Annotated in this window: 16 protein-coding genes and 1 pseudogene; 11 read left to right on the forward strand and 6 right to left on the reverse strand. The window is 58.0% G+C overall.

Annotation, left to right across the window (positions count from 1 at the left end):
- Positions 1 to 41: 41 nt before the first annotated feature.
- Together macA and PI739_RS19340 are read left to right on the forward strand one after the other, a co-directional pair.
- Entirely contained in the window at positions 42 to 1,199 is a 1,158-nt protein-coding gene (gene macA, locus PI739_RS19335) for a macrolide transporter subunit MacA (protein WP_054080908.1), read from the forward strand.
- 2 nt (positions 1,200 to 1,201) lie between these two features.
- Positions 1,202 to 3,163, forward strand: coding sequence for a MacB family efflux pump subunit (locus PI739_RS19340; protein WP_151342821.1), 1,962 nt, complete (start codon positions 1,202 to 1,204; stop codon positions 3,161 to 3,163).
- A 208-nt stretch (positions 3,164 to 3,371) separates the two neighbouring features.
- On the opposite strand, the gene PI739_RS19345 is transcribed toward PI739_RS19340, so the two are convergent.
- Entirely contained in the window at positions 3,372 to 4,706 is a 1,335-nt protein-coding gene (locus PI739_RS19345) for a diaminobutyrate--2-oxoglutarate transaminase family protein (protein WP_003433886.1), read from the reverse strand.
- Positions 4,707 to 4,981: 275 nt separating this feature from the next.
- Here PI739_RS19345 and PI739_RS19350 point away from each other — a divergent pair, with 275 nt between their 5' ends.
- From PI739_RS19350 to PI739_RS19370, 5 genes are all read left to right on the forward strand, one after another.
- A complete protein-coding gene (locus PI739_RS19350) occupies positions 4,982 to 6,412 on the forward strand; it encodes an efflux transporter outer membrane subunit (protein WP_271352107.1) in 1,431 nt (476 codons plus the stop codon).
- Positions 6,409 to 7,512 (forward strand): efflux RND transporter periplasmic adaptor subunit, encoded by a 1,104-nt coding sequence (locus tag PI739_RS19355; RefSeq protein WP_271352108.1) that lies wholly within the window; start codon positions 6,409 to 6,411, stop codon positions 7,510 to 7,512. Before PI739_RS19350 ends, PI739_RS19355 begins: the two co-directional genes overlap by 4 nt.
- Entirely contained in the window at positions 7,509 to 10,541 is a 3,033-nt protein-coding gene (locus tag PI739_RS19360; RefSeq protein ID WP_271352109.1) for an efflux RND transporter permease subunit, read from the forward strand. The genes PI739_RS19355 and PI739_RS19360 overlap by 4 nt, the downstream gene beginning before the upstream one ends.
- Positions 10,542 to 11,011: 470 nt before the next feature.
- Positions 11,012 to 12,640, forward strand: a complete 1,629-nt coding sequence (locus tag PI739_RS25090) for a methyl-accepting chemotaxis protein (protein ID WP_003433879.1) — start codon at positions 11,012 to 11,014, stop codon at positions 12,638 to 12,640.
- Between the two features lie 241 nt (positions 12,641 to 12,881).
- Positions 12,882 to 14,060, forward strand: coding sequence for a DUF2252 domain-containing protein (locus PI739_RS19370; protein WP_032609567.1), 1,179 nt, complete (start codon positions 12,882 to 12,884; stop codon positions 14,058 to 14,060).
- Positions 14,061 to 14,184: 124 nt separating this feature from the next.
- Here PI739_RS19370 and tspO read toward each other — a convergent pair whose 3' ends face one another.
- Positions 14,185 to 14,625, reverse strand: coding sequence for a tryptophan-rich sensory protein TspO (tspO, locus tag PI739_RS19375; RefSeq protein ID WP_003371008.1), 441 nt, complete (start codon positions 14,623 to 14,625; stop codon positions 14,185 to 14,187).
- Between the two features lie 396 nt (positions 14,626 to 15,021).
- Between tspO and PI739_RS19380 the strand changes: the two genes are divergently transcribed.
- Positions 15,022 to 16,347, forward strand: a complete 1,326-nt coding sequence (locus PI739_RS19380; protein ID WP_271352110.1) for an NAD(P)/FAD-dependent oxidoreductase — start codon at positions 15,022 to 15,024, stop codon at positions 16,345 to 16,347.
- Between the two features lie 47 nt (positions 16,348 to 16,394).
- On the opposite strand, the gene PI739_RS19385 is transcribed toward PI739_RS19380, so the two are convergent.
- Both PI739_RS19385 and PI739_RS19390 read right to left on the reverse strand, forming a co-directional pair.
- A complete protein-coding gene (locus PI739_RS19385; protein ID WP_003433875.1) occupies positions 16,395 to 17,465 on the reverse strand; it encodes an alpha/beta fold hydrolase in 1,071 nt (356 codons plus the stop codon).
- A gap of 508 nt (positions 17,466 to 17,973) precedes the next feature.
- Complete coding sequence (locus PI739_RS19390; RefSeq protein WP_004417680.1) at positions 17,974 to 18,693, reverse strand: hypothetical protein; 720 nt, start codon at positions 18,691 to 18,693, stop codon at positions 17,974 to 17,976.
- 497 nt (positions 18,694 to 19,190) lie between these two features.
- Between PI739_RS19390 and PI739_RS19395 the strand changes: the two genes are divergently transcribed.
- The 3 genes and pseudogenes from PI739_RS19395 (at position 19,191) to PI739_RS19405 (ending at position 21,101) form a co-directional block, all read left to right on the forward strand.
- On the forward strand, positions 19,191 to 19,655 hold the full coding sequence (locus PI739_RS19395; protein WP_096107405.1) for a DUF3429 domain-containing protein: 465 nt from the start codon (positions 19,191 to 19,193) through the stop codon (positions 19,653 to 19,655).
- Positions 19,656 to 20,075: 420 nt separating this feature from the next.
- Positions 20,076 to 20,186: pseudogene (locus PI739_RS19400) on the forward strand (IS66 family transposase); the annotation flags it as partial.
- Positions 20,187 to 20,264: 78 nt separating this feature from the next.
- A complete protein-coding gene (locus PI739_RS19405) occupies positions 20,265 to 21,101 on the forward strand; it encodes a PhzF family phenazine biosynthesis protein (RefSeq protein ID WP_271352111.1) in 837 nt (278 codons plus the stop codon).
- 204 nt (positions 21,102 to 21,305) lie between these two features.
- On the opposite strand, the gene PI739_RS19410 is transcribed toward PI739_RS19405, so the two are convergent.
- Together PI739_RS19410 and PI739_RS19415 are read right to left on the reverse strand one after the other, a co-directional pair.
- Positions 21,306 to 21,833 (reverse strand): NUDIX hydrolase, encoded by a 528-nt coding sequence (locus PI739_RS19410; RefSeq protein ID WP_099265957.1) that lies wholly within the window; start codon positions 21,831 to 21,833, stop codon positions 21,306 to 21,308.
- Positions 21,834 to 21,906: 73 nt separating this feature from the next.
- The gene (locus PI739_RS19415) at positions 21,907 to 22,377 is read right to left on the reverse strand and encodes an arsenate reductase ArsC (protein ID WP_099265958.1); all 471 of its coding nucleotides are present in this window, start codon (positions 22,375 to 22,377) and stop codon (positions 21,907 to 21,909) included.
- Between the last annotated feature and the right edge of the window lie 13 nt (positions 22,378 to 22,390).

Consider the following 22,390-nt stretch of genomic DNA (forward strand, 5'->3'; position numbering starts at 1 on the left):
GTCCATCGCCGGGTCAATTCTCAACACATTCGTGGCTTTCTATGAAAAAGTTGAAGTTTCGCAAAGTGCTCATCGTTGTCGTGCTGCTGGTTCTGGCAGCGGGTATTGCCTACAGCGTCCAGTCTCCGGAAAAGGCTCCGGAGTACCTGACCGCCAAGGTCGAACGCACCGACATCGAAAACTCGGTGCTGGCCAGCGGTGTGCTGCAAGGCATCAAGCAGGTTGACGTCGGCTCGCAGGTCTCGGGCCAGCTCAAGTCCCTGAAGGTCAATCTGGGCGACAAGGTCAAACAAGGTCAGTGGCTGGCGGAAATCGATCCCGTGGTGCTGCAGAACACCCTGCGCCAGTCGCAGGTCAACGAACAGAACCTGATCGCCCAAAAAGACGCGGCTGTGGCGCAGCTCAAGGACGCCAAAGCCATTTACCAACGCTACAAGCAATTACGTGCGGATGACGCAATCTCGCAAAAGGACTTCGATACGGCGCAATCGGATTTCGAGGTCCGGAGTGCCAACCTGCGGTCGCTGGAGGCACAGGTGCGCGACGCAAGAATTCAGATCGAGACCGCCAGGATCAACCTGGGCTATACCCGTATCGTCGCGCCGATCAGCGGTGATGTGGTGGGTATCGTGACGCAGGAAGGCCAGACTGTGATCGCCAGCCAGCTGACACCGGTGATTCTCAAATTGGCGGATCTGGACACCATGACTGTCAAGGCACAGGTCTCCGAGGCCGACGTGATTCATATCACCCCCGGGCAAGAGGTGTATTTCACCATTCTCGGCGATGCCGAAAAACGCTATTACGCCAAGCTGAAGGGCACGGAGCCAGCACCGCAAAACTTCCTGGATGCACAATCCAGCACCGCCAGCAAGCCGAACAGTGCGGTGTTCTACAACGCATTGTTCGACGTCCCCAACCCTGATCACCGTCTGCGTATTTCGATGACCGCCCAAGTGCATATCGTGCGTGAAAAGGCCAAGGACGTATTGACTGTGCCTGTTGCGGCCCTGGGCGACAAGAACGGCGACGGCAGCTTCCCGGTACGCGTTGTCGACGCGCAGGGCCAGGCCCAGAGCCGCAATGTGCAGACCGGCATCAACAACAACGTGCGGGTCGAGATCAAGAGCGGCCTTGCCGAGGGTGACCAGGTGGTGATCGGTGAACCGTCGACCACACCAGCGACAGCGGGGGCCTGACCATGAGTCGAGCTCTTCTGGAACTCAAGGGTGTCACCCGGCGTTTCGTCGCCGGCGAGAAGGACTTCATCGCGCTCAATGACATCAACCTCACGATAAATGCCGGCGAACTGGTTGCCATTACCGGGGCCTCGGGCTCCGGCAAGTCAACGCTGATGAACGTGCTGGGTTGCCTGGACCACGCCAACAGCGGCAGCTACAAGGTCGACGGGCGTGAAACCGGTACGCTGACCGATGATGAGCTGGCAGAGCTGCGCCGTGATCACTTCGGTTTCATTTTTCAGCGTTATCACCTGTTGCCGCACCTGGCGGCGATCCAGAATGTCGAAATGCCGGCCATCTACGCAGGCACCGGTAAAAGCATGCGTGTGGAGCGCGCGCAGAAGCTGCTTGAGCGCCTGGGACTGTCCGGGCATCTGGAGCACAGGCCAAGCCAGTTGTCAGGCGGCCAGCAGCAGCGGGTGAGTATCGCCAGGGCCTTGATGAACGGCGGTGAGATCATTCTGGCCGACGAACCCACCGGAGCCCTCGACAGTGTGAGCGGCAAGGAGGTGATGAACATCCTCCTTGAGCTCAACAGCGCCGGGCACACGGTGATCCTGGTAACCCACGACGAGAAGGTTGCGGCGCACGCCGAGCGCATCATCGAAATGCGTGATGGCGAGATCATCGCCGACCGGGTCAACACTGACCGTCCGATCGTCAACGAAAAAACCACCGAGCGCCTGCCGAGCAAACCCAGGCAGGGCAACCGGCTGATGGCCAACATCGGCCTGTTCCAGGAGGCCTTCGTCATGGCGTGGGTGGCGCTGATCTCGCACCGCATGCGCACGCTGCTGACCATGCTCGGGATCATCATCGGCATCACCTCGGTGGTGTCGATCGTTGCGATCGGCGAAGGGGCCAAGCGCTATGTGCTCAAGGACATCCAGGCCATCGGTAGCAATACCATAGAGGTGTTCCCCGGCAGTGACTTTGGCGACACCAAGTCTATGGATATCCAGACTCTGGCGCTGTCCGATGTGACGGCGTTGAGCAGTGAGTACTACATCGACAGCGCCACACCGAATATCGGCCGCAACCTGCTGGTGCGCTACCGCAACATCGACGTCTCGGCGACGGTGAGCGGGGTCAGCCCGAGTTACTTCCAGGTGCGTGGCACCAAAATGGGCTTGGGCGTGGGTTTCAACAAGGATGATGCCCGGCGGCAGGCACAGGTGGTAGTAATCGATCACAACACGCGGATTCGCCTGTTCGGTCCCAAGGTCGATCCGCTGGGCCTGGTGATTCTGGTGGGTAACCTGCCGTGCACGGTGATCGGCGTGACCGAGAACAAGAAAAACATCTTCGACACCAGCAAGAACCTGAATATCTGGATGCCCTACGAAACCGCCTCCGGACGCCTTCTGGGTCAGACCTACCTGGACGGCATCACCGTGCGGGTCAAGGACGGACAGCCAAGCAAGGTGGTCGAGGACAACGTGAACAAGCTGTTGCAAAAGCGTCACGGGACCAAGGACTTCTTCACCTACAACCTCGACAGCGTGATGCAAACGGTGCAGAAGACCAGCCAGTCGCTGGCCCTGTTACTGTCGTTGATTGCGGTGATCTCGCTGGCGGTCGGCGGTATCGGGGTGATGAACATCATGCTGGTGTCGGTCACGGAACGGACGCGCGAGATCGGCATTCGCATGGCAGTCGGGGCACGCCAGGCGGATATCCGTCAGCAGTTTCTGGTGGAGGCGGTGATGGTCTGCCTGATTGGCGGGGTCATCGGCATCGGCCTGTCGTTCGTGATCGGCTATGTGTTTTCACTGCTGGTCAAGGAATGGCAGATGGTGTTCTCCGTGAGCTCGATTGTCACTGCGTTTATCTGCTCGACATTGATCGGCATCGTGTTCGGCTTCGTACCCGCACGTAACGCGGCACAGCTCGATCCGATCGAAGCGCTGGCACGGGATTGACAGGGGGATTGCAGGACAAGGATGTCCTGCCCGTTGGAAAAGGGCGTACGACCGCGCATTGAAAAGTGCCTGCGGGCGGAGTCAGAAAGATCGGCGTATGAGGTCGGCGCAGGAAGCTTAAGGGCAGGGATCCTGCTCGCAAGAGGCTGGTGCAGGCAACGAATGTCTGTCGTCTGCGTCAGCCTCCCGAGCAGGCTTTTGCGAGAGATCAGCCTACCGCACTGACGCTGGAAACCCGTGCGGCGCTGCTGCTCCTGAGGGCCTGTTCGAAGCGGTCGAGAACTGTACCTACTTCCGACTCGGTAATGTTCAAAGGTGGCAGGAAGCGCAGGACTGCGCTGCTGCGTCCACCCGTTTCGATGATCATGCCGTTGTCGAAGCACTCCAGCTTGATCGCTCGCGCACGTGCGCCATCGCCAGCCCCAGGACGCGATCCGCTGGCCGGTTTGACGATCTCCACGCCCAGCATCAGCCCACGGCCACGAACATCGCCGATAAACGGGAACTGTCGGGCGATATCTTCCAGCCCGCTTTGCAACTGCTCCCCCCGGCGCGAGGCATTGCCTGCCAGGTCGTGCTCCTTGATATGACGCATGGTCGCAGCTCCGGCCACCATCGCCACCTGATTGCCACGGAATGTGCCTGCGTGCATACCCGGGCCCCATGTATCCAAGTGCTCGGCATAGACGATCACTGATATTGGGTAGCCACCACCGATGGCCTTGGACAGCACCAGAATATCCGGCGTTATCCCGGAATGTTCGATGGCAAACAGGTTGCCGGTACGCCCGAGTCCGGTCTGCACTTCATCAATAATCAGCAAGATGCCGAACTCGCGGGTGATCTCCCGCACGGCGCGCAGCCACTCGGCCGATGCCGCGATACAGCCGCCTTCGCCCTGAATCACTTCGACCACCACCGCCGCCGGTTTGGGCACACCGCTTTCCGGATCACTGAGTACCGTGCGGATGTACTCGATGGAGAGGCGGTCGGTATGTTCGCCATCGGTGCCGAACGGGCAGCGGAAGCGATAGGGGAAGGGCAGGAAGTGGGTGCCCTGGGCCAGCAGGCCGGCTTTGGGGTTGAGGTTGCCCATGGCCGACAATGCGCCAGCGGTCATGCCATGGTAACCACCGTGGAAGGACATCAGCGGCGAGCGCTGGGTGTAATGGCGAGCCAGTTTGATTGCGGCTTCGACCGCGTCTGAGCCACTGGGGCCGCAGAACAGGATTTTGCTGTTGTCACGCATGCTGGCGGGCAACGTCGCAAACAGTTCTTCGACGAAGGCGTGCTTGGCCGGTGTGGCCAGGTCAAGGGCCTGCTGCAGATGATCACTGTTGAGAAATTCGATCACCGCCTCGCGGACCACCGGTGGGTTATGACCCAGTGCCAGCGTGCCAGCGTTCGACAGGCAGTCGAGGTACTCCCGGCCATTGGCGTCCTTGACTCGCATGCCTTTGCCGCTGACAAACAGTTGCTGGAAGGTCGCTGCATAGGTGCGCGCATTCGACTCCAGTTTCTTGAGATTGCTTAACTCTTCCATAGTCGATCCCTTGTTGGCACAGGTACGGATTCATTGCTACTCGCTTCGAGCAGAGCGCGATTCTGTAAGAACCTCAGGGGGATCGCCAACTTATCGCCGCCGGACTGTCCCCGTATTCCACGACAGACATCTCGCGGCCTCAGGCGTTAAATGCATGCTACGAAAGGGATTTGTGGCGCTGTAGGAAATCTCGCGACAACGCTCCTGATCGCCCGGATCCCTGCGCCGTTGCCTTATCTCCAGACAACCACTGTTCCGGAACCTTCGAGAGCTTTATGTCGATTGGCAAACCTGCTGGCCACTTCCTGTTGTCGACGTTTCTGGTGTCGCTGCTGAGCGGCTGCACGCTAGGACCGGACTACCACTTGCCTGCGGTGGCGGTTGCCAGCAAGTGGCATGCGCCACTGCCGCATGACGCGTCGATGGTCGGGCTGCAGGATTGGTGGCAACAGTTCAATGACCCTGCGCTGGCAACCCTGTTGCGTCTGGCACAGGCAGACAGTCCGTCACTCGACAAGGCTCTTGCGCGCATTGCCCAGGCACGTGCGACGGTGGACGACAGCGTTGCCGACCGGCTGCCGCAAGTGAGCGGCGGTGTGAGCAAGTCACGCGCCGGCATCAGGCAGAGCGGGGTGCGCCAGAGCGGCAAGACCTCCGGCGCAACCCTCGATGCGTCCTGGGAACTGGACCTGTTCGGCAAACTGCGACGCACCGACGAGGCTTCACGCAATCTGCTCGAAGCACGTGTCAATGATTGGCATGACGCTCGCGTATCACTGGCCGCCGAGGTCGGTGATGACTTCGTGCAGTACCGCGGCTGCCAGATGCTGGTGAACGCTTACCGTGATCAGGCGCAATCCCAGGAGCAGACAGCACGTCTGACTCGCGTATCGTTTCAGGCCGGGTTTACCGCCGCCGCCGATTCATCGTTGAGCGACGCCAGTGCGGCGGCGAGCACTGCGACTCTCATCAAACAACAGAGCGAGTGCGACGTGCTGCTCAAGAGCCTGGTGGACCTGACTGGCAGCGACGAGGAACAGGTACGAGAAGTGCTCAGCCATAACCCCGCGCGACTGCCGCAGCCTGCGTTGCTGGATGTACGGGAAATACCCGCCGATCTGGTGCGCCAGCGCCCGGACCTGGCGTCCAGCGAACGCGAACTGGCCGCAGCGAATGCGAAGATTGGCGCTGCCCAGGCTGATCGTCTGCCGAGCCTGAGCCTGGTTGGCTCGTTCGAAGTGGGGACCACCACCGGAGTATTCAGCCGCGATTGGAGCCTCGGCCCGCAACTGACTGTTCCGCTGTTCGATGCAGGCAAGCGCCGGGCGGCGGTAGATTCTGCGCGGGCGGATTATGACACGGCGCTGGCGACCTACCGGCAAACCCTGCGCACAGCGGTAATGGAGGTCGAGCAGGCGCTGGTGCGCCTGGACGCGGCGCGGCGCTCGCAAGCCAGCACGCAGCGGGCCAGCGACGGTTATCAAGCGTCGTTCGAGGCCACAGACCGCAACTGGCAGGCCGGTAATGCCAGCCTGCTGGACCGCGAAGAGGCTCGCCGCTCGGCGCTGTCGGCAGAAATCGAATTGATCAACGTGCAACAAAATCAGGTGCGCTACTGGATTGCCCTGTACAAGGCCCTGGGCGGTGGATGGCAGGACAGTCGCGAAGGTTTGGCCGGTGAAACACCGAAGCGGGGCGGCGCATGAGGAAGATACGCGTGTATGGGCTGCTGACGCTGGCAGTGCTGGGCGTTTCGGGCTGGCTATTGTCTGGCCGCGCAGAGCCGCCCCCGGCAGCCGCGGCCGCGCCGGCCACCAGCCTGACGGTCGAGGCGGTGCAACCGCGTCGCGAAGACTGGCCGCAGGAGCGTGTGGCCAGCGGTGCGCTCGCACCGTGGCAGGAAGCCGTGATCAGTGCCGAGACCGGAAGCTTGCGTATCGCCAGCCTGAAAGCTGATATCGGCGATCAGGTGAAGAAGGGCCAGGTTTTGGCGACCCTGGCCGATGACAGCGTGCTGGCCGAGGAAAACAAGCAGAAGTCGGCGGCCGCCCAGGCCTCTGCGCAACTGCAGGAAGCCCGCTCCAATGCCAGACGGGCGGCCTCGGTAGGGCAGAGCGGCGCCCTGTCCGAGCAGAAACTGGAAGAGTACCGGGTCAAGGTGCAGACCGCCGAAGCTGACCTGGCCTCGGCGAATGCCGATCTGCGCAGCATCCGGATCAAACTCACGCAGACGCGCATCGTCGCGGTGGATGACGGAATCATTTCCGGGCGCAAGGCCTTGCTTGGCGATGTGGTGTCGGCGGGCAGCGAAATGTTCAGAATGATCCGGGAGGGCCGCATCGAGTGGCAGGCGGAACTGGATGCCCAGCAACTGCCAGGCGTCAAGGCCGGGCAGCTCGCCCGTGTGAAGCTGCCCGGCGGTAATGAGGTCGAAGGGCACGTGCGGCTGGTCTCGCCAGTGCTTGACGGCAAGACCAGCAGGGCGCTGGTCTACGTATCCCTGCCGACAGGGTCGATGGCCCGCTCCGGCATGTACGCCAGCGGTCGCATCGAACTGCCGTCCAGCCCGGCGCTGACGGTTCCTGACACCAGCGTGATCCTGCGCGACGGGCGCTCCTATGTGTTTGTACTGGGCAAGGACATGCGCGTCAGCCAGCAAGTGGTAGAGATCGGACGACGTCGTGGGTCGGCGCTGGAAATCCTCGCCGGCCTGGCAGAGCAGGCACAGATCGTCCGCAGCGGTGGGGCCTTTCTCAATGACGGGGCCAGCGTGACGCTGGTCAACGCCGAGGCCCGCGCGCAATGAATATCTCCGCGTTGTCGATTCGTTACCCGGTTCCGGCGGTCATGCTGTTTTTATTGCTGACCCTGTTTGGTTTCCTCGGATTCGAGCGTCTCGGCATCCAGGACTTTCCCGACACCGATCTGCCTGCTGTGGTCATCAGTGCCTCGCTGGAAGGGGCCGCCCCCGAGCAACTGGAAACCGAAGTCGCGCGCAAGCTCGAAGACAAGCTGACCTCGCTGCGCCTGCTCAAGCATGTCACCACGCAAATTACCGAAGGCAGTGTCCTCATCAATGTGATCTTCGACATCGACAAGGATGGCAACGAAGCCCTCAACGAAGTGCGCAATGCGGTGGACAGCGCTGCGGCTGAATTGCCAGCCAACCTCGACACGCCATCGGTAACCCGCCTGACCACCAACACTACGGCGTTGCTGACCTATGTGGTCGATGCGCCACGCATGGACGAAGAAGCGTTGTCATGGTTTGTCGACAACGAGCTGAGTAAACAGCTGCTGACCGTGCGTGGGGTCGCGAAGATCAGCCGGGTGGGCGGCGTGGACCGCGAAGTCCAGGTTGACCTTGATCCGGCGCTGATGGCCGGTCTGGGTCTGAGTGTGACGGATATTGCAGATCGTTTGCGGGCGATGCAAAAAGACAATTCCGGAGGGCAGGGCGATCTGGGCAGCGGTCAACAGGCGCTGCGTGTCCTCGGCGGTATTGACGACCCCGCAGCGCTGGGCGCTATCCGCATTCCCGTCAGCGATGGACGGATGCTCGCTGTGCAGCAGTTGGCCACCGTGCGCGATACCCATGCCGAGCGTACTACGCTGGCGTATCGCGATGGCAAACCGGTGATTGGCTTTCAGGTCATCCGCTCCCTGGGCTTTTCCGACGTCGGCGTGACCAGGGATTTGCGCCAGGCAGTCAGTGAGTTCGCCAGGCTGCACCCTGATGTGCGTATTGAAGAGGCGAGTAATGCCGTCGAGCCGGTGATGGAAAACTATCGTGGCTCCATGGCGCTGCTTTACGAAGGGATGTTACTGGCTGTGCTGGTGGTCTGGTGGTTCCTGCGTGACTGGCGGGCGACCGTTATCGTGGCCACGGCGCTGCCCTTGTCGATCATCCCGACCTTCGGCGTGATGTATTTTGCCGGTTTTAGCCTCAATACCGTATCGCTGCTGGCGCTGGCGCTGGTGATCGGCATTCTGGTCGACGATGCCATCGTTGAGGTCGAAAACATTGCGCGACACCTGCGCATGGGCAAAACCCCACGGCAGGCGGCAATCGAAGCGTCCGACGAGATCGGCCTTGCGGTATTGGCAACCACCGTGACCCTGGTCGCGGTATTCCTGCCGACCGCTTTCATGGGCGGGATTTCCGGCAAACTGTTTCGCCAGTTCGGTGTGACCGCCAGCGCTGCGTTGATGTTTTCGTTACTGGTCGCCCGTCTTCTGACGCCGATGATGGCTGCGCACTTTCTCAAGGCGCGATCGCATGGCGAACACGACGGCGGTTTGATGAGGCGTTACCTGGGCTGGATTCATACCAGCCTGAGCCGCCGCAAGACCACCATGGCCATTGTGGGCGCTCTATTCATCGGCTCGCTGGCGCTTATACCCTTGCTGCCGACCAGCTTTCTGCCTGCACAGGATATTGCCAGCAGCACCGTCAGCCTGGAATTGCCGCCCGGCAGCAGTCTGGCGCAGACCGGCGAGATTACCTTGCAGGCTGAGAAGCGTTTGCGTGCGATCCCTGAAGTGGCCCACGTGTTCATCGCAGCGGGCAGCGGCGATGCCGGCAGTGCAGGTAATCGCAACGCGATACTGACCGTCGATCTGCTGCCGCGAGACCAGCGCGCCCTGAGACAATCCCAGGTGGAAGCGAGCATGCGTGAAAGTCTGCGCAGTTTGCCTGGTGTGCGGGTGACGGTCGGTGGTGACGCCAGCGGCGAACGGCTGGACATCGTCCTCGCCAGCGATGATGGCGATTTACTGGAGCGTACCGCCGCCGCGCTTGAACCGCAGTTGCGCCAGATAAAGGGCATCGGCAACGTCACCTCAAGTGCTGCGGTGCAACGACCGGAAATCCAGATGCGCCCGGATGTTGTCCGCGCGGCAGAGCAGGGTGTCAGCAGTCAAGACATCGCCGACACCCTGCGCATGGCCACCTATGGTGAATACAGTTCGTCTCTGGGCAAGATCAATCTGTCCCAGCGCCAGGTCAATGTACGGGTGCGCATGCAGCCGCAAGTACGTACCGACCTGCAGAGCCTCGCTCAGTTACGGATCACGGGGCGTGATGGCCAGATCGCACTGGCGTCGCTGGGAGAGCTCAGCATGGGCAGCGGCCCCGCGCAGATTGATCGTATCGATCGCTTACGCAATATCACCCTGTCCATCGAACTCAATGGCAGCAATCTGGGCGAAGTGATGGAACAGGCCAGGCAAACGCCGGTCATGCAGAACCTGCCAGCGCAAGTAAAACTGGTGGAGCAGGGCGAGTTGCAGTTGATGAGCGAGTTGTTTGGCAACTTCAGTCTGGCGATGGCCGTTGGCGTATTCTGTATCTACGCGGTGCTGGTGTTGCTGTTCCATGACTTCATGCAGCCGCTGACCATCCTGTCGGCGCTCCCGCTATCGCTTGGTGGCGCACTGTTGGCACTGTTGATCGGCGGGATGAGTTTTTCCATGGCGTCAGTCATCGGTCTGCTGATGCTGATGGGGATCGTCACCAAGAACTCGATCCTGCTGGTGGAGTACGCAATCATGGCTCGCCGTGCGCCGACCGTAAGCCGCTACGAAGCGTTGATCGACGCCTGCCACAAACGCGCCCGGCCAATTCTCATGACCACCATTGCAATGGGCGCGGGCATGCTGCCGACCGCACTGGGATGGGGCGGCGAATCCGGTTTCCGTCAACCGATGGCGGTGGTCGTTATCGGCGGACTGTTGGCCTCAACCGTACTAAGCCTGTTGGTAGTGCCCGTTATCTTTACTTATATCGATGATGGCCATGAGACACTTATAAAGTGGTTTCGCAGGCCTGGGTAAACAGTGTAATGCTGCCTCGGGGCTGGCTCCCTGACCGGAATAAGCACCAGAGAATACTTCGCATTCCGACATACTTCCTCCCTGGGTTCCACTGAGCGCACCCAGCGCATCAGTACCCGTTTTCATGCAGTCCCCCCTTTTTATCCAGTAACACCCCCGTGGCTATTCATAAAATCCGCTTCATGCCGATAAAGACAGGGAGCGCGAAAAGTCAAAGTGTCGTGAACAGCACTTTCTACCTCTCGCGGCCCGTAAAACTAACGGTCTTGGGCCAGATATCTACTAGGCTACGGCACGGTTAGTTTGTTGTAGGAAGCAGGTTCTGCCCTGGCACAGAGAGGGGATGGCCATTTCTGTAGTCCAACGAACCGCTTACAACAAAAGTACAAAACCACGCGTAACTACTTGCCTCTAGTGCAGTAGGGCTCTCGGACAGAAGTGCCCCCTTACTTAACGATGATGGATAATCAATGAACCTGATAAATCGCACCAGTTTCGCTAAAAAACTCATGGCCGCGTTCATCGTTTGCGCCATGATCACGTTGGCTGTGGGTGGTTTGGGCATGCTCGGTATCAACCGGCTTTCCGATGCCCTTGAGCTGACGTTCTCGAATAATCTGGTTTCAGTGGCCAACACCAACGAGACGATGACCGCCCTGACCACTCATAACCGCGGGCTTTACCGTTTGCTCGATGCCAAGGACAAGGCCACGGCGGAGAAAATGCGCCAAAGTATCAATGCCGAGCTGGAGCGTGCGCAGAAAGTCTATGCCATCTACCGCGCCACCCCATTGGAGGACGATGAACGCGCAGCGGGCGACCAGTACGACGCCTTGATGTCAGCCTACATCTCTGCTTCCCAGAACATCTTTGACCTGCAGCAGGCGGGCAAACTGGAAGACGCGCGCAATCGCCTCAACGCGCTGGCGGACGGGGAGTTCAACAAGGCTCGCGGCTACCTGCAGATCATGATCGACTCCAACAAGCGCCAGATCAAAGAAGGTGCAGAGGCCGCTGACAGGCTGCAAAGCAACTCGGTATTCATGTTGACGGCGGGTATCGTCATCGCGTTTGTGGTGGCGATCATGTTGGGTATTCTGATCACTCGCATGATTACAGGACCACTGAGAAGCGCTATCGAAGTTGCACAACGTATTGCATCGGGCGACTTGACCCAGAGCGTTTCCAGCACCCGAGGCGATGAAGCGGGGCACCTGCTCAATGCGATCGGCACGATGCAGGGCAACTTGAAACGCACGATTCAGGAGATTTCCAGCGCGTCCGATCAGCTTGCCTCCGCAGCCGAAGAGCTTGGCGCGGTCACCGAAGAAAGCACACGCGGCCTTACTCGACAAAACGACGAGATTCAACAGGCTGCAACGGCGGTAAACGAAATGACGGCTGCTGTTGAAGAGGTAGCCCGCAATGCAGTGTCTACCTCGGAGGAGTCCAAAGCACTGGCAACCGACGCCGCGAACGGTCGTGGCCAGGTGGATAACACCGTCAAGGGCATCGGCACGATGGTCAGGGAGATTACCGAGTCGACGGGGTCAGTGACCACGCTTGCCGGCCACGTCCGGGATATCAGCAAAGTGCTTGAGGTCATCCGCAGCATTGCGGAACAGACCAACCTGCTTGCGCTGAACGCCGCCATCGAGGCTGCACGCGCCGGTGAACAAGGCAGAGGGTTTGCTGTGGTAGCCGACGAAGTGCGCGCTCTGGCGCACCGCACCCAGGCTTCAACGGTGGAAATCGAAGGCATGATCGGTACCGTGCAGTCCGGTGCCGACGGTGCGGTCGCTGCAATGAGCAAAAGCCTGGCGACGGCCACCAACACCCAGGAACTCGCTCAGCGTGCCGGCAGCGCCCTGGAAAAAATCACCAGCGGCGTAGGCACCATCAACGAGCGCAACATGGTGATTGCCTCGGCGTCCGAAGAACAGGCCCAGGTCGCACGCGAAGTGGATCGCAACCTGGTCAACATTCAGGAGCTGAGCGCACAGTCTGCAGCGGGCGCTAATCAGACGAGTGCATCCAGTCAGGAACTGTCACGGCTGGCGATTTCGTTCAACACGATGGTTGCGCAGTTCAAGCTTTAACGGGCTTGTGCAGGTGTATTTCCGGTCTGATCGTCTGGACCGCTTTGACCGGGAATACACACTGCTTTCTCTTGTTCTTTTCTTGTTGACGGTCGACCTTGCCAGTTTGCGGTGGGCAAAGCGCTTGAAATAGTTTGAATCCGGCTGGGACGCTGAAATAAACAGCGATCAGATATGAAATATCTTGAAACATTCGTGTCACATGAAGAGTCAATGGAATAACCCTCTTCAAGGTTTTCCGATGAAAACGCCTCGCCCGAACACACGTCTCAAATCCCTCATCAATCTGCGCAATCTAAAAATGGCGCGGTCTGCGCACGCGTTCGTTCGAGGCAATACCGCCCAGTTCTATGAGTGGCTTCACAGCCAGTCGGGCAGACGTCTGCCCAGCGGTCCGCCGGTCTGGATCTGTGGCGATTGTCACGCCGGCAATCTCGGGCCCACGGGGGATTCGAGAGGGCGCATCGACATGCATATCCGCGATCTCGATCAGGCCGTCATCGGTAATCCTGCCCATGACCTGGTGAGGCTGGGGTTGTCGTTGGCGACGGCTGCTCGTGGCTCGGACTTGCCCGGCGTTACCACGGCAAGAATGCTGGAAGAGATGATGCAGGGCTACGAAGAAGCTTTTTTGGGCGACGACGATGAAGAGCCTGATCGCCCTGCGCAAGTGAAAGCCGGAATGCGTAGCGCGGTACAACGCACGTGGAAGCACCTTGCCAAGGAGCGCTTCGAAGGTACGCAGCCGACCATTCCGTTGGGTAAGCATTTCTGGCAACTGTCACGCGCGGAACGCGATGCAATCAAGGAGCTTTGCGAAACGCCGGAGATTCATGCGCTGGTGACATCGCTCAAAGGCAGGTCGCAGGATGACCGTGTGCGCTTACTCGACTCCGCCTATTGGGTAAAAGGATGCAGCTCTCTGGGGCTGCTTCGCTATGCGGTGCTGATGGGTGTTGGCGATGAAGAGGATGAAGAGTTCTGCCTGCTCGACGTCAAGGAAGCCGTCGCAGCGGCGGCCCCCCGTACGGCAAGGGCTCGCATGCCCAGAGACAATGGCAAACGGGTAGTGGAGGGCGCCCGGAATCTGTCGCCCGGCCTGGGCAGCCGAATGGTTGCCGTGCGAATGCTGGATCATTCGTTCTTCATACGTGAGCTGCTTCCTCAGGACATGAAGCTGGAACTGGATGAGCTCACCGAGCAAGAGGCCATGCAGGCCGCAGCGTATCTCGCAAAAGTGGTTGGTAACGCCCACGCCAGACAGATGGATCTGGCCACACGTGCGGCGTGGATCAGAGATCTGCAAAGCAATCGCTCCGAGACCCTGGACGCTCCCTCCTGGCTATGGTCAAGCGTCGTTCAACTGGTCGGCAGTCACGAGCAAGGCTACCTTGAGCACTGTCGGCGCTACGCGCTGTAGCGCCTTGTGAATTGAGCGGAACAGATTAACTGCCGATGCTGGCCGTCCTTGGCTTACATGAATCAGTTAATCAATATTCTGCTCAAACTCGCCGGGGAAGCATAAGGAAGTCAGCGCCAGGCACTTATCGGTTGTGGCGCAGAATGGAGAAGTTCAACGCCGCTGCCACCGAGAGCCAGACCAGGTAGGGAAACAAAATCAGCCCGGTGATGATGTCCAGTTGCAAGGCCATCACGATCATCGCGGCAACCACGACCCACAGCAGAACCAGAATCACCATCGCAGCAACCAGACGGTTCGCGCCAAAAAACACCGGCGTCCACAACGTGTTAAGCGCTATTTGAGCGGCCCACAAGGCCAGTACGATCTCGCTGCCGGGGATCAGCGTCAAGCGATAGCCCGCCCAGGCGAGAAGCAGATAAATCGTCGTCCACGCCACCGGAAACGCCCAGTCAGGGGGGGTAAAGCTCGGTTTCTTAAGAGATTCGTACCATGCTCCTGGCTTGAAGATGATGCCGGTTGCTCCGGCGGCGCAGCAGGCTAAAAGGAAAATGAAGAAGGTCATGGGTTGTCCTGGGTCGAGGGCTTATGAGGCTGATCGGTGGTAGCGATACCCAGGTTGGACGCCTTTGTGTTGAAAAGGTCCGTTTTTTTGATGTGAGGGTCAGAGCGAAGAAGAGAGGCGTGCCCTCTGCTTGACGCCTTGGAAAGCGCTGTTGCCGAATTGTAAAGCCTACCTCGGCGCCTCGATAAAGTCTGCCGAAGCGTGCCGCTTAAACGGTGGTTTCTACCAGGTAGCCCCGCGTTTAAGCGCTTATTGACGGCCTTATGGTGGTGTAATAAACCCTTGATGGCAGATGCCCGTCAGACCACGGTGGTCTGCGCTTTATAGGAGGACTGGCTGGACGGGTCGGGCTTTAGCAACAGGTCACTCTTCTGAACTCATGTGGATAACCAGAACATGCCAGCACCTTTAACTCCCGTGCATACCTCTGCAGATCTGCCGGCGGAGGCCGATGTGGTTGTGATCGGCGGCGGTATCATCGGCGCGTTTACCGCCTATTACCTTGCCAGGCGCGGCATGAAGGTCGCGCTGGTTGAAAAGGGCCGCATAGGCGCCGAGCAGTCAAGCCGTAACTGGGGATGGTGCCGTCAGCAGAATCGCGATGCGCGTGAATTACCGATGGCCACCAAAAGCCTGGAACTGTGGGAGCAATTCGCCGAGCAATCCGGTGAACAGACCGGCTTTACGCGATGCGGCTTGCTCTACCTGAGCAACAACGACCAGGAGCTGGAAGGGTGGGCGTGCTGGGGCGAGTTTGCGCGCACTGTCAACGTGCAGACCCAGATGCTCACCGCCGAGCAGGCCGCCGAACGGGGCAGGGCGACTGGCAAGCTATGGAAAGGTGGGGTGTTTGCGCCCACAGATGGCATTGCCGACCCTTCCCGCGCAGCCCCCGCAGTCGCGCGCGCGATCATGGCACTGGGCAGTAGCGTGCATCAGGACTGCGCCGTGCGGGGCGTCGAGACCGAAGGCGGTCGCTTGTCGGCAGTCGTCACCGAAAAAGGCACCATCCGCACCCGGCTCGCGGTGCTTGCCGCAGGCGCTTGGGCATCTTCGTTCTGCCGCCAGTATGGTATTCGCTTCCCGCAAGCGACGATTCGTCAGACCGTGCTTTCGGTCACCGCCCCGAGCCAGGAAATTCCCAGTGCGCTGCATACCACCGGCGCGTCCATGACCCGCCGCTTTGATGGCAGTTACACGCTGGCGATCAGTGGCCGGGGTCGAGTCGATATCACGCCGCAGTTGCTGAGGTTCTCTACGCAATTCCTGCCAATGTTTCAGCGTCGCTGGCGCAACCTTGCGCCTGGGGGCTTGGAAGGCTGGCAAGCAGGCCACGAAAGCTTGAAGCGCTGGCGCCTGGACCAGCCAACGCCGATGGAGAGAATGCGCATTCTCGATCCAAGCGCTGACGCCTCCGCAGTTGCGCTGACTTACAAGCGCGCAGTGGAATTGGTGCCGGCACTGCAGGGTACGTCGATCAAGGCGTCCTGGGCCGGTTACGTGGACAGTACGCCGGACGGCGTTCCCGGTATCGGAGAAATGTCCAGCCTGCCGGGATTGGTGATTGCGGCCGGGTTCAGCGGGCATGGCTTTGGTATTGGCCCCGGCGCGGGTCATCTTATTGCCGATATTGTCAGTGGTGTGAGCCCCATTGTAGACCCGCGTCCTTATCACCCTGACCGCTTTCAAACGTCCGCCTGGGGCAAGGTGGCGGACTTTTGAGCTGAAGCCGGTTTGTTGAAAACGTTTGGCCGGGGTAAGCGGGTCGTCTATTTCGCCTTTTCAGTCTCAAGCATGAACTGCCCGAGCTCCTTGCTATAAAACTTCGCCATGCTCGTGGTGCCGTGACCACGGGTGTCGGCACTGGCGGGGATAAGTAATAGCCGTGCGTGCTTGAGCTCTTTCATCGACGCCTGCATCAGGCCTGTTTCCGGCGGGATGCGCTCATCGTCCGCTGAATTGATGGCCAGCACCGGAGCTTGAATTTTTTTCAGACCGGGGGCTGCGTTGAAGTCGGCGGAAGATTGCCATTGGTAGATGAAGTCATTGGCGTCGGCGGTTTGTGCAGCGCTGAGGCGTTCATCCACCAGCTTATCGGCCTGAGCGCGGGTCGGGGCAGCCGCCTGATACGCCAGAGTACCGCCGCTGGTACCGATGCTGAACATCGCGTTGGCCAAGCGTAGGGACGGCGGTTGCGCGCTGTAGTTGCCGTTGTTCCAGGCCGGATCCTGCTTGATTGACTCGACCAGCAAGCGGCGCATCATCCAGTTGCGGGATGACATTTCGGTGGGTTGGGAAGCCATGGGCACCAGTGCGTCCATCATCTGCGGCCAGTTCTGGCCCCACATCCAGGTTTGCATGCCGCCCATGGAGTTACCGATGATCAGCCTCAGGTGCTTGATACCCAGACCTTCGGTGACCAACCGATACTGGGCTTGAACCATGTCGTTGTAGTTGTACGCCGGAAACCGAGTGCGCAAGCCATCCGATGGTTTGCTGGACTGGCCCACGCCGATGCCATCGGTGGAAATGATGTAGTACTTGCTGGCGTCCAGCGGTTGACCAGGGCCAAACAGCTCCCCGCCAAAATCCTTGCTCAGCATATCGCTGCCTGGCCGATAGGTGCCGTGCAGAAAGAGGATGGCGGGATTTTTGGGATTGCCAAGGGTGATGTAGTGCAGTTTGAGGTTGGCGAGTTTTTCACCGGTATGGAAGGTGAACTGCGGTGCAACCCAGTCGCCCTCGGTCGCAGCGGGTAACGGCGCGGCACTGACGGCAGAACCGAGTAAGGTCAGAGAAAACAACAGCCCGATCGTGGGACGTGAAATGAGTCTATGCATGATTGTGTCCTATTATTTTTGTTTTAGGAGGTCCTGCGCTCCGATGCTTGCAGGAGATTAATTACTTGGCGCGCATTTCGCTGGGCCTTGGGATGGTGCCACCGCGGCGCAATGTCCCCGGTGTCAATACAGGGGATCTTGGTTCCCGTCCCGTTCTGTATTTTTTTCAGGGCGTCATGGATGTCGAAAAGATCATCTTCCAACGATCAGATAATGTTAAGTTAATTTTTATATAACATTACTTAACACCTTGGCGCAGCTTTATTTTGAAGAGCAGGCTTGAAAAAAAGCGAGGGAGCGCGTTAGCGAGGGAGCGGTGGAGGGGGGGGGTGAGTGAGTTGCGCCCGTAAGAGGGTTGACTGGGCCAAAAGCCCAGTCAGCCCAGTCGAAGCGATGAAAACGCAGCTGGAAACCTCAAACGGTTTGGCCGGAAGCAATGACCTTGCTCGGAATTTCGCCAGGACGTCAAATGCAATGGCCAAGGAAAATTAACCAGTAATGGTTTTCGTTAGTTATCCTCGCCAGCGATCACGATATGGCTATGTTCATCAGCATCATTGATTCTGCTAGAGCCTCTTCCAGTCAGATCAAACGAGATTACCAAGCCTGGCCGCATGTCTTTTGGTCCGTCAGTCTTGCTGTTGCTGAAATGGCCGGCACCGCCCCATACGATACTTTTGTTCGCGCAGACAGCGGAGGCCTCTCTTGTAGCCGCCGCATCCCACGCTACATTCAAAGCTAGCCTCTTTTTCATGTACAAAATTTTTTGCATCGGCGTTTTAGGCTGATCTATCGCCATTTTTCTATCAATTCCAGAAACATAAATCCCTGCACGATGAGCACTGCACAGCGCCTCAGAAACCTTGTCTAGCCAAGCGTCTCCGTGTCGACCCCATGATGCTTCCAGAAAGTGTTTGACAGCGCTTTTTCCATCGCTCAATGCTTCTCTGAACGCGGCGCCATCGGAGTGCTTTACAAACTCTACCGCCAGGTGGTCGACGCCTGCATTTTTAAGTTTTGCAGCGGACTCGGTTATTAGTTTAGGTATGAAAAGCTTACCGTGCTCATCACCAATGTACACAAGGTTGTTGTCACTGGCTGCGCCTACTAGCGTATCAACGGGCCCACCCCTTGGAGGCCTGACATTTATACTGGGGTTGATACCTGCCGATGAGCTGCCTGAACTGACATAGCTGGTCGGGCTGGATGATGAAATTCTATTTAGCATATTATGTCCTTCGTTGTTCGAATTACGTTAGCTGGGAGTGTCGCTACCACATCGAATGTCACGCACCAAAGGGTTCCAGACATCACCGTCGTTTAAGTGGCTCATACTGGCTTGTCAGTTCCCTGATATCTGAAGGCCATAAGATTTGCTTTATTGCGCACGTGAAAGAGCAACGATGGTGGCGCGCAACGACGGGCAAAAGCACGGAAAGCAGGGCTTTTTCTGCTGCCAGGGCTCATGAGATGACTCCGTCAGCAAGTAGCAAACTGATTGCACGCCTTGAAGATCAACGCTGGGGTTTGATCTGGATAGGCCGGGCAGGGGGCCGATGCGGGATATCGTTCAATTTACTCAAATGGTCACTGCTCTCGGCTCAATCACGATATGGGGTTACCCTTAAGGCCGGGTAATGAGGCGGAGCCCACCTGCCGTTAATGCCTCGCTCAAGCGGGGCTTTTGGGCCTACAGTCTTGAGTGTCTCACTGCAAGGAATACACATGAACGCGTTGCCTTCAACCTCTCTGCCAAAGCCCATCAGCATGCTGGGTTATGGCGGTCTTTTGCCGTTTATTTCTCTGGCGCTGCTGATCCCGTTCTCTGGCGACTATCGGCCGCTGTTTGCGATTGCGCTTGTTAACTATGGAGCCGTCATCCTGAGCTTCGTCGGCGCCTTGCACTGGGGCTTCGCCATGACCGCGCAAGACATGAAAGCCGAGCAGCGCAGCGGCCGGTTCATCTGGAGTGTCATCCCTGCACTTATTGCCTGGATTGCCACGTTACTGCCAATGCCATTGGGTTGCTTGCTGTTGGTCATCGGCTTTGTTGTCCACCTCTGGCAGGACAGGCAACTCTCGCGGGTTATAAGCTTGCCCGCCTGGTACCTTCCGATGCGATTACGGCTTACCGTCGTGGCTAGCGTCTGCTTACTGCTTGCCGCGATAGTTGAGGTGCTTCATTTATGAAGCACCTCACAATCAAATGTTGGCCGTGGAAGGTTCGCCGATGCAGCGTCAGCAAGCACAGAGGGAGGTCGAGGCATCGGGGTTCATGAAAGGGAGGTAAGGATTGGTGAAAGCGGCTACACATATACAGACATAGAAACACACATAATTTAACATAATATACATTATGCGTAACAGGATGTTACGCGATCTTGGCAGCGTTTCCGCAGGAAAAGGCTCCTGTCGACACATGCAACCAGCCTCGAATCAATCCTGAGTGAAACCGCCACGCACATTGATCTATCACGAAGCTAAAAACACTGAGCGAGCCCTGCGCTGTATCGAGTTGCTTTACGAAATTGATAGCGAAGCCCACGACCTGTAGCCGGATTTACAGCGCCGAATACGGTAAGAAAAAGCCTTATCCGTGATGGCTACGCAGCGCTGTCGCGATACCTCGATGATTCGGTTGTACCCATTAACAATAATGGGGTCGAGAACCAGATCCAATCACGGGCTCCTGGACTCAAGAACTGGCTCTTCGCAGGGTCGTTCGTGCGGCTATGTAGACACTATCCTGCGATGTATTTAGGGTTACCTTTCCCACGGAACCCGACCGACGAGCGCTTTATGCCCAATACACTGAGTTTTCACCAGGTTGATGTATTCGCCAGTAAGCCCCTGGAAGGCAATGCCCTGGCAGTCGTAAGCGACGCTGATGATCTGACCACCGAACAAATGGCCGCGTTCGCACGTTGGACAAACCTTAGCGAGACGACATTTCTCATGCGTCCTACCCATCCTGATGCGGATTATCGTGTACGTATCTTTACTCCAATCCGTGAACTTTCTTTCGCTGGCCACCCTACTTTAGGCAGCTGTTACGTGTGGTTGGGGGATCATGGTTTTTCGCAAAGTAAAGAAGTCGTTCAGGAGTGTGATGCAGGTTTAGTTCACATCCGCCGCGACGGCCCTCGTTTGTCTTTCGCGGCACCACCGTTGCTACGTGGAGGCGCGGTTGAAGACGATGTTTTGCACCGCATCATCGATGGATTGGGTGTTGCACCTGACCGTATTATTGCGAGCCAATGGGCAGACAACGGCCCGGGTTGGGTTGTGGTAATGCTGCGCACGCGTGAAGAATTGTTGGCAGTACATCCAGACTATGCAGCACTGAATGGGTTAAACGTAGGGGCCTTTGCGCCTTGGGTCGGGCGAGATGCAGAAGCTGATGTCGAAGTTCGAGCCTTCATTAGTAACAGGTCTGCAGAAGACCCTGTTACTGGTAGCCTTAATGCCAGCCTTGCCCAATGGCTAATACCCGCCGGGCTAATGCCAAAACGATATACCGTCAGCCAAGGTACGGCGTTGGGACGTCGCGGACGAATTCAGGTAGAACAGATCGGTGAAGGCATCTGGGTTGGTGGTGAAGTTCAAAAATGCATTACCGGCCAAGTCTCTTTTTAGCAGATGATTAAAATCAGGTTGAGTCAGCGAGCTTTTGATGACGATCTACCAAGGAACGTGAGACTCATATTCGCCTGCAGAACAACCGCCCTCGCCCAACCTTAAAGTCCCTGAGATTGATAACTCAACTAAACAGTCATTTAGTTGAGTTATCAATCCCCCCCCACAAGCGCCCCTCCTGCACTTGACCCAGACATAAAATACTCACCGATTGACGACCAACTCCGAGACGACTTTTCTCAGCATTAAGGTCTCGCGTTGTATGGACAGCCCCATCGAAGACTCCTGACGCTGCATAACAGCCTCATTATGAGCGATGGCTTCAGTTACGCTGATCCAGACGGGCCGCATGCCATTGGCTATTTCATGGCTTTCCATTCTAACGGGCTCTAATTGGTGCGCGACTTCGCACAGATAAAAATGTGAGGTCATGTGCATCAGATCATACTGGGGCTTCCAATAGGGCCGGTATTCTTCGATGTAACCATAATGCTGGAGCACCTGAATTTCGCGAGCGCCCGTCTCTTCTTCAAGTTCACGCTTCAACCCTGTAACAACGTCCTCGTCTGCATCAAGGCCGCCTCCAGGAAAGCTGAAGTCGTTATAGCGTTCAGTGAACAGTAAAAGTATTTTCTCATCCCTCAATACGATGCCGCGTGCCGCATGGCGTCTGAATATTCTGCCCTGTGTGGACTTCAGTTCGGGATGAATGATTTCGGTAATGAGCTGCATGGGATCTTCATTTCGAGTGAGCTGGAGAATTCGAAGCAGTTGTCAGCCTGGTCGTAGCAACCTTTATTGCTCTTCAAAGCGAACCTATACGATCAAGTTCGGCCTTGAGCTGGTCGGTGCTGATGGCCTCCAGTGGCAACGCAAGAAACGCTGTCACACGCTCGCGAATTTTGGCGAGTGTACTTTCAAACGCTGCGGTGATCTGCGCTTCCGACCCGGAGACTTCGGAAGGATCAGCCAGCCCCCAATGCGCCTTCAGGGCAGGCCCGAAGAAGATCGGGCAGGTTTCACCTGCAGCCCTGTCACAGACGGTGATCACGATATCTGGAAGCGAGCCTTCAAAAACGTCCGAAGCCTTGCTGCTAAGGCCTGCGGTGGAAATACCTGCTGCTTCCAGGGTTCGCAAAGCCTGTTGATTTACCTGGCCACTGGGAAAACTGCCCGAGCTGACTGCCTCCAGACCTGGATGCGCCAGATGGTTGAAAAGCGCCTCAGACAGAATGCTGCGGCAGCTGTTGTGGGTGCACATGAACAATACTTTCATCGTTGCATACCTT

The sequence above is a fragment of the Pseudomonas cerasi genome (genome assembly GCF_027983475.1).
Lineage (GTDB): Bacteria > Pseudomonadota > Gammaproteobacteria > Pseudomonadales > Pseudomonadaceae > Aquipseudomonas > Aquipseudomonas cerasi.

Coding starts and splice junctions, on each gene's coding strand:
- macA (WP_054080908.1), top strand. CDS start 42: ATGAAAAAGTTGAAGTTTCGCAAAGTGCTCATCGTTGTCGTGCTGCTG.
- PI739_RS19340 (WP_151342821.1), top strand. CDS start 1,202: ATGAGTCGAGCTCTTCTGGAACTCAAGGGTGTCACCCGGCGTTTCGTC.
- PI739_RS19345 (WP_003433886.1), bottom strand. CDS start 4,706: ATGGAAGAGTTAAGCAATCTCAAGAAACTGGAGTCGAATGCGCGCACC.
- PI739_RS19350 (WP_271352107.1), top strand. CDS start 4,982: ATGTCGATTGGCAAACCTGCTGGCCACTTCCTGTTGTCGACGTTTCTG.
- PI739_RS19355 (WP_271352108.1), top strand. CDS start 6,409: ATGAGGAAGATACGCGTGTATGGGCTGCTGACGCTGGCAGTGCTGGGC.
- PI739_RS19360 (WP_271352109.1), top strand. CDS start 7,509: ATGAATATCTCCGCGTTGTCGATTCGTTACCCGGTTCCGGCGGTCATG.
- PI739_RS25090 (WP_003433879.1), top strand. CDS start 11,012: ATGAACCTGATAAATCGCACCAGTTTCGCTAAAAAACTCATGGCCGCG.
- PI739_RS19370 (WP_032609567.1), top strand. CDS start 12,882: ATGAAAACGCCTCGCCCGAACACACGTCTCAAATCCCTCATCAATCTG.
- tspO (WP_003371008.1), bottom strand. CDS start 14,625: ATGACCTTCTTCATTTTCCTTTTAGCCTGCTGCGCCGCCGGAGCAACC.
- PI739_RS19380 (WP_271352110.1), top strand. CDS start 15,022: ATGCCAGCACCTTTAACTCCCGTGCATACCTCTGCAGATCTGCCGGCG.
- PI739_RS19385 (WP_003433875.1), bottom strand. CDS start 17,465: ATGCATAGACTCATTTCACGTCCCACGATCGGGCTGTTGTTTTCTCTG.
- PI739_RS19390 (WP_004417680.1), bottom strand. CDS start 18,693: ATGCTAAATAGAATTTCATCATCCAGCCCGACCAGCTATGTCAGTTCA.
- PI739_RS19395 (WP_096107405.1), top strand. CDS start 19,191: ATGAACGCGTTGCCTTCAACCTCTCTGCCAAAGCCCATCAGCATGCTG.
- PI739_RS19405 (WP_271352111.1), top strand. CDS start 20,265: ATGCCCAATACACTGAGTTTTCACCAGGTTGATGTATTCGCCAGTAAG.
- PI739_RS19410 (WP_099265957.1), bottom strand. CDS start 21,833: ATGCAGCTCATTACCGAAATCATTCATCCCGAACTGAAGTCCACACAG.
- PI739_RS19415 (WP_099265958.1), bottom strand. CDS start 22,377: ATGAAAGTATTGTTCATGTGCACCCACAACAGCTGCCGCAGCATTCTG.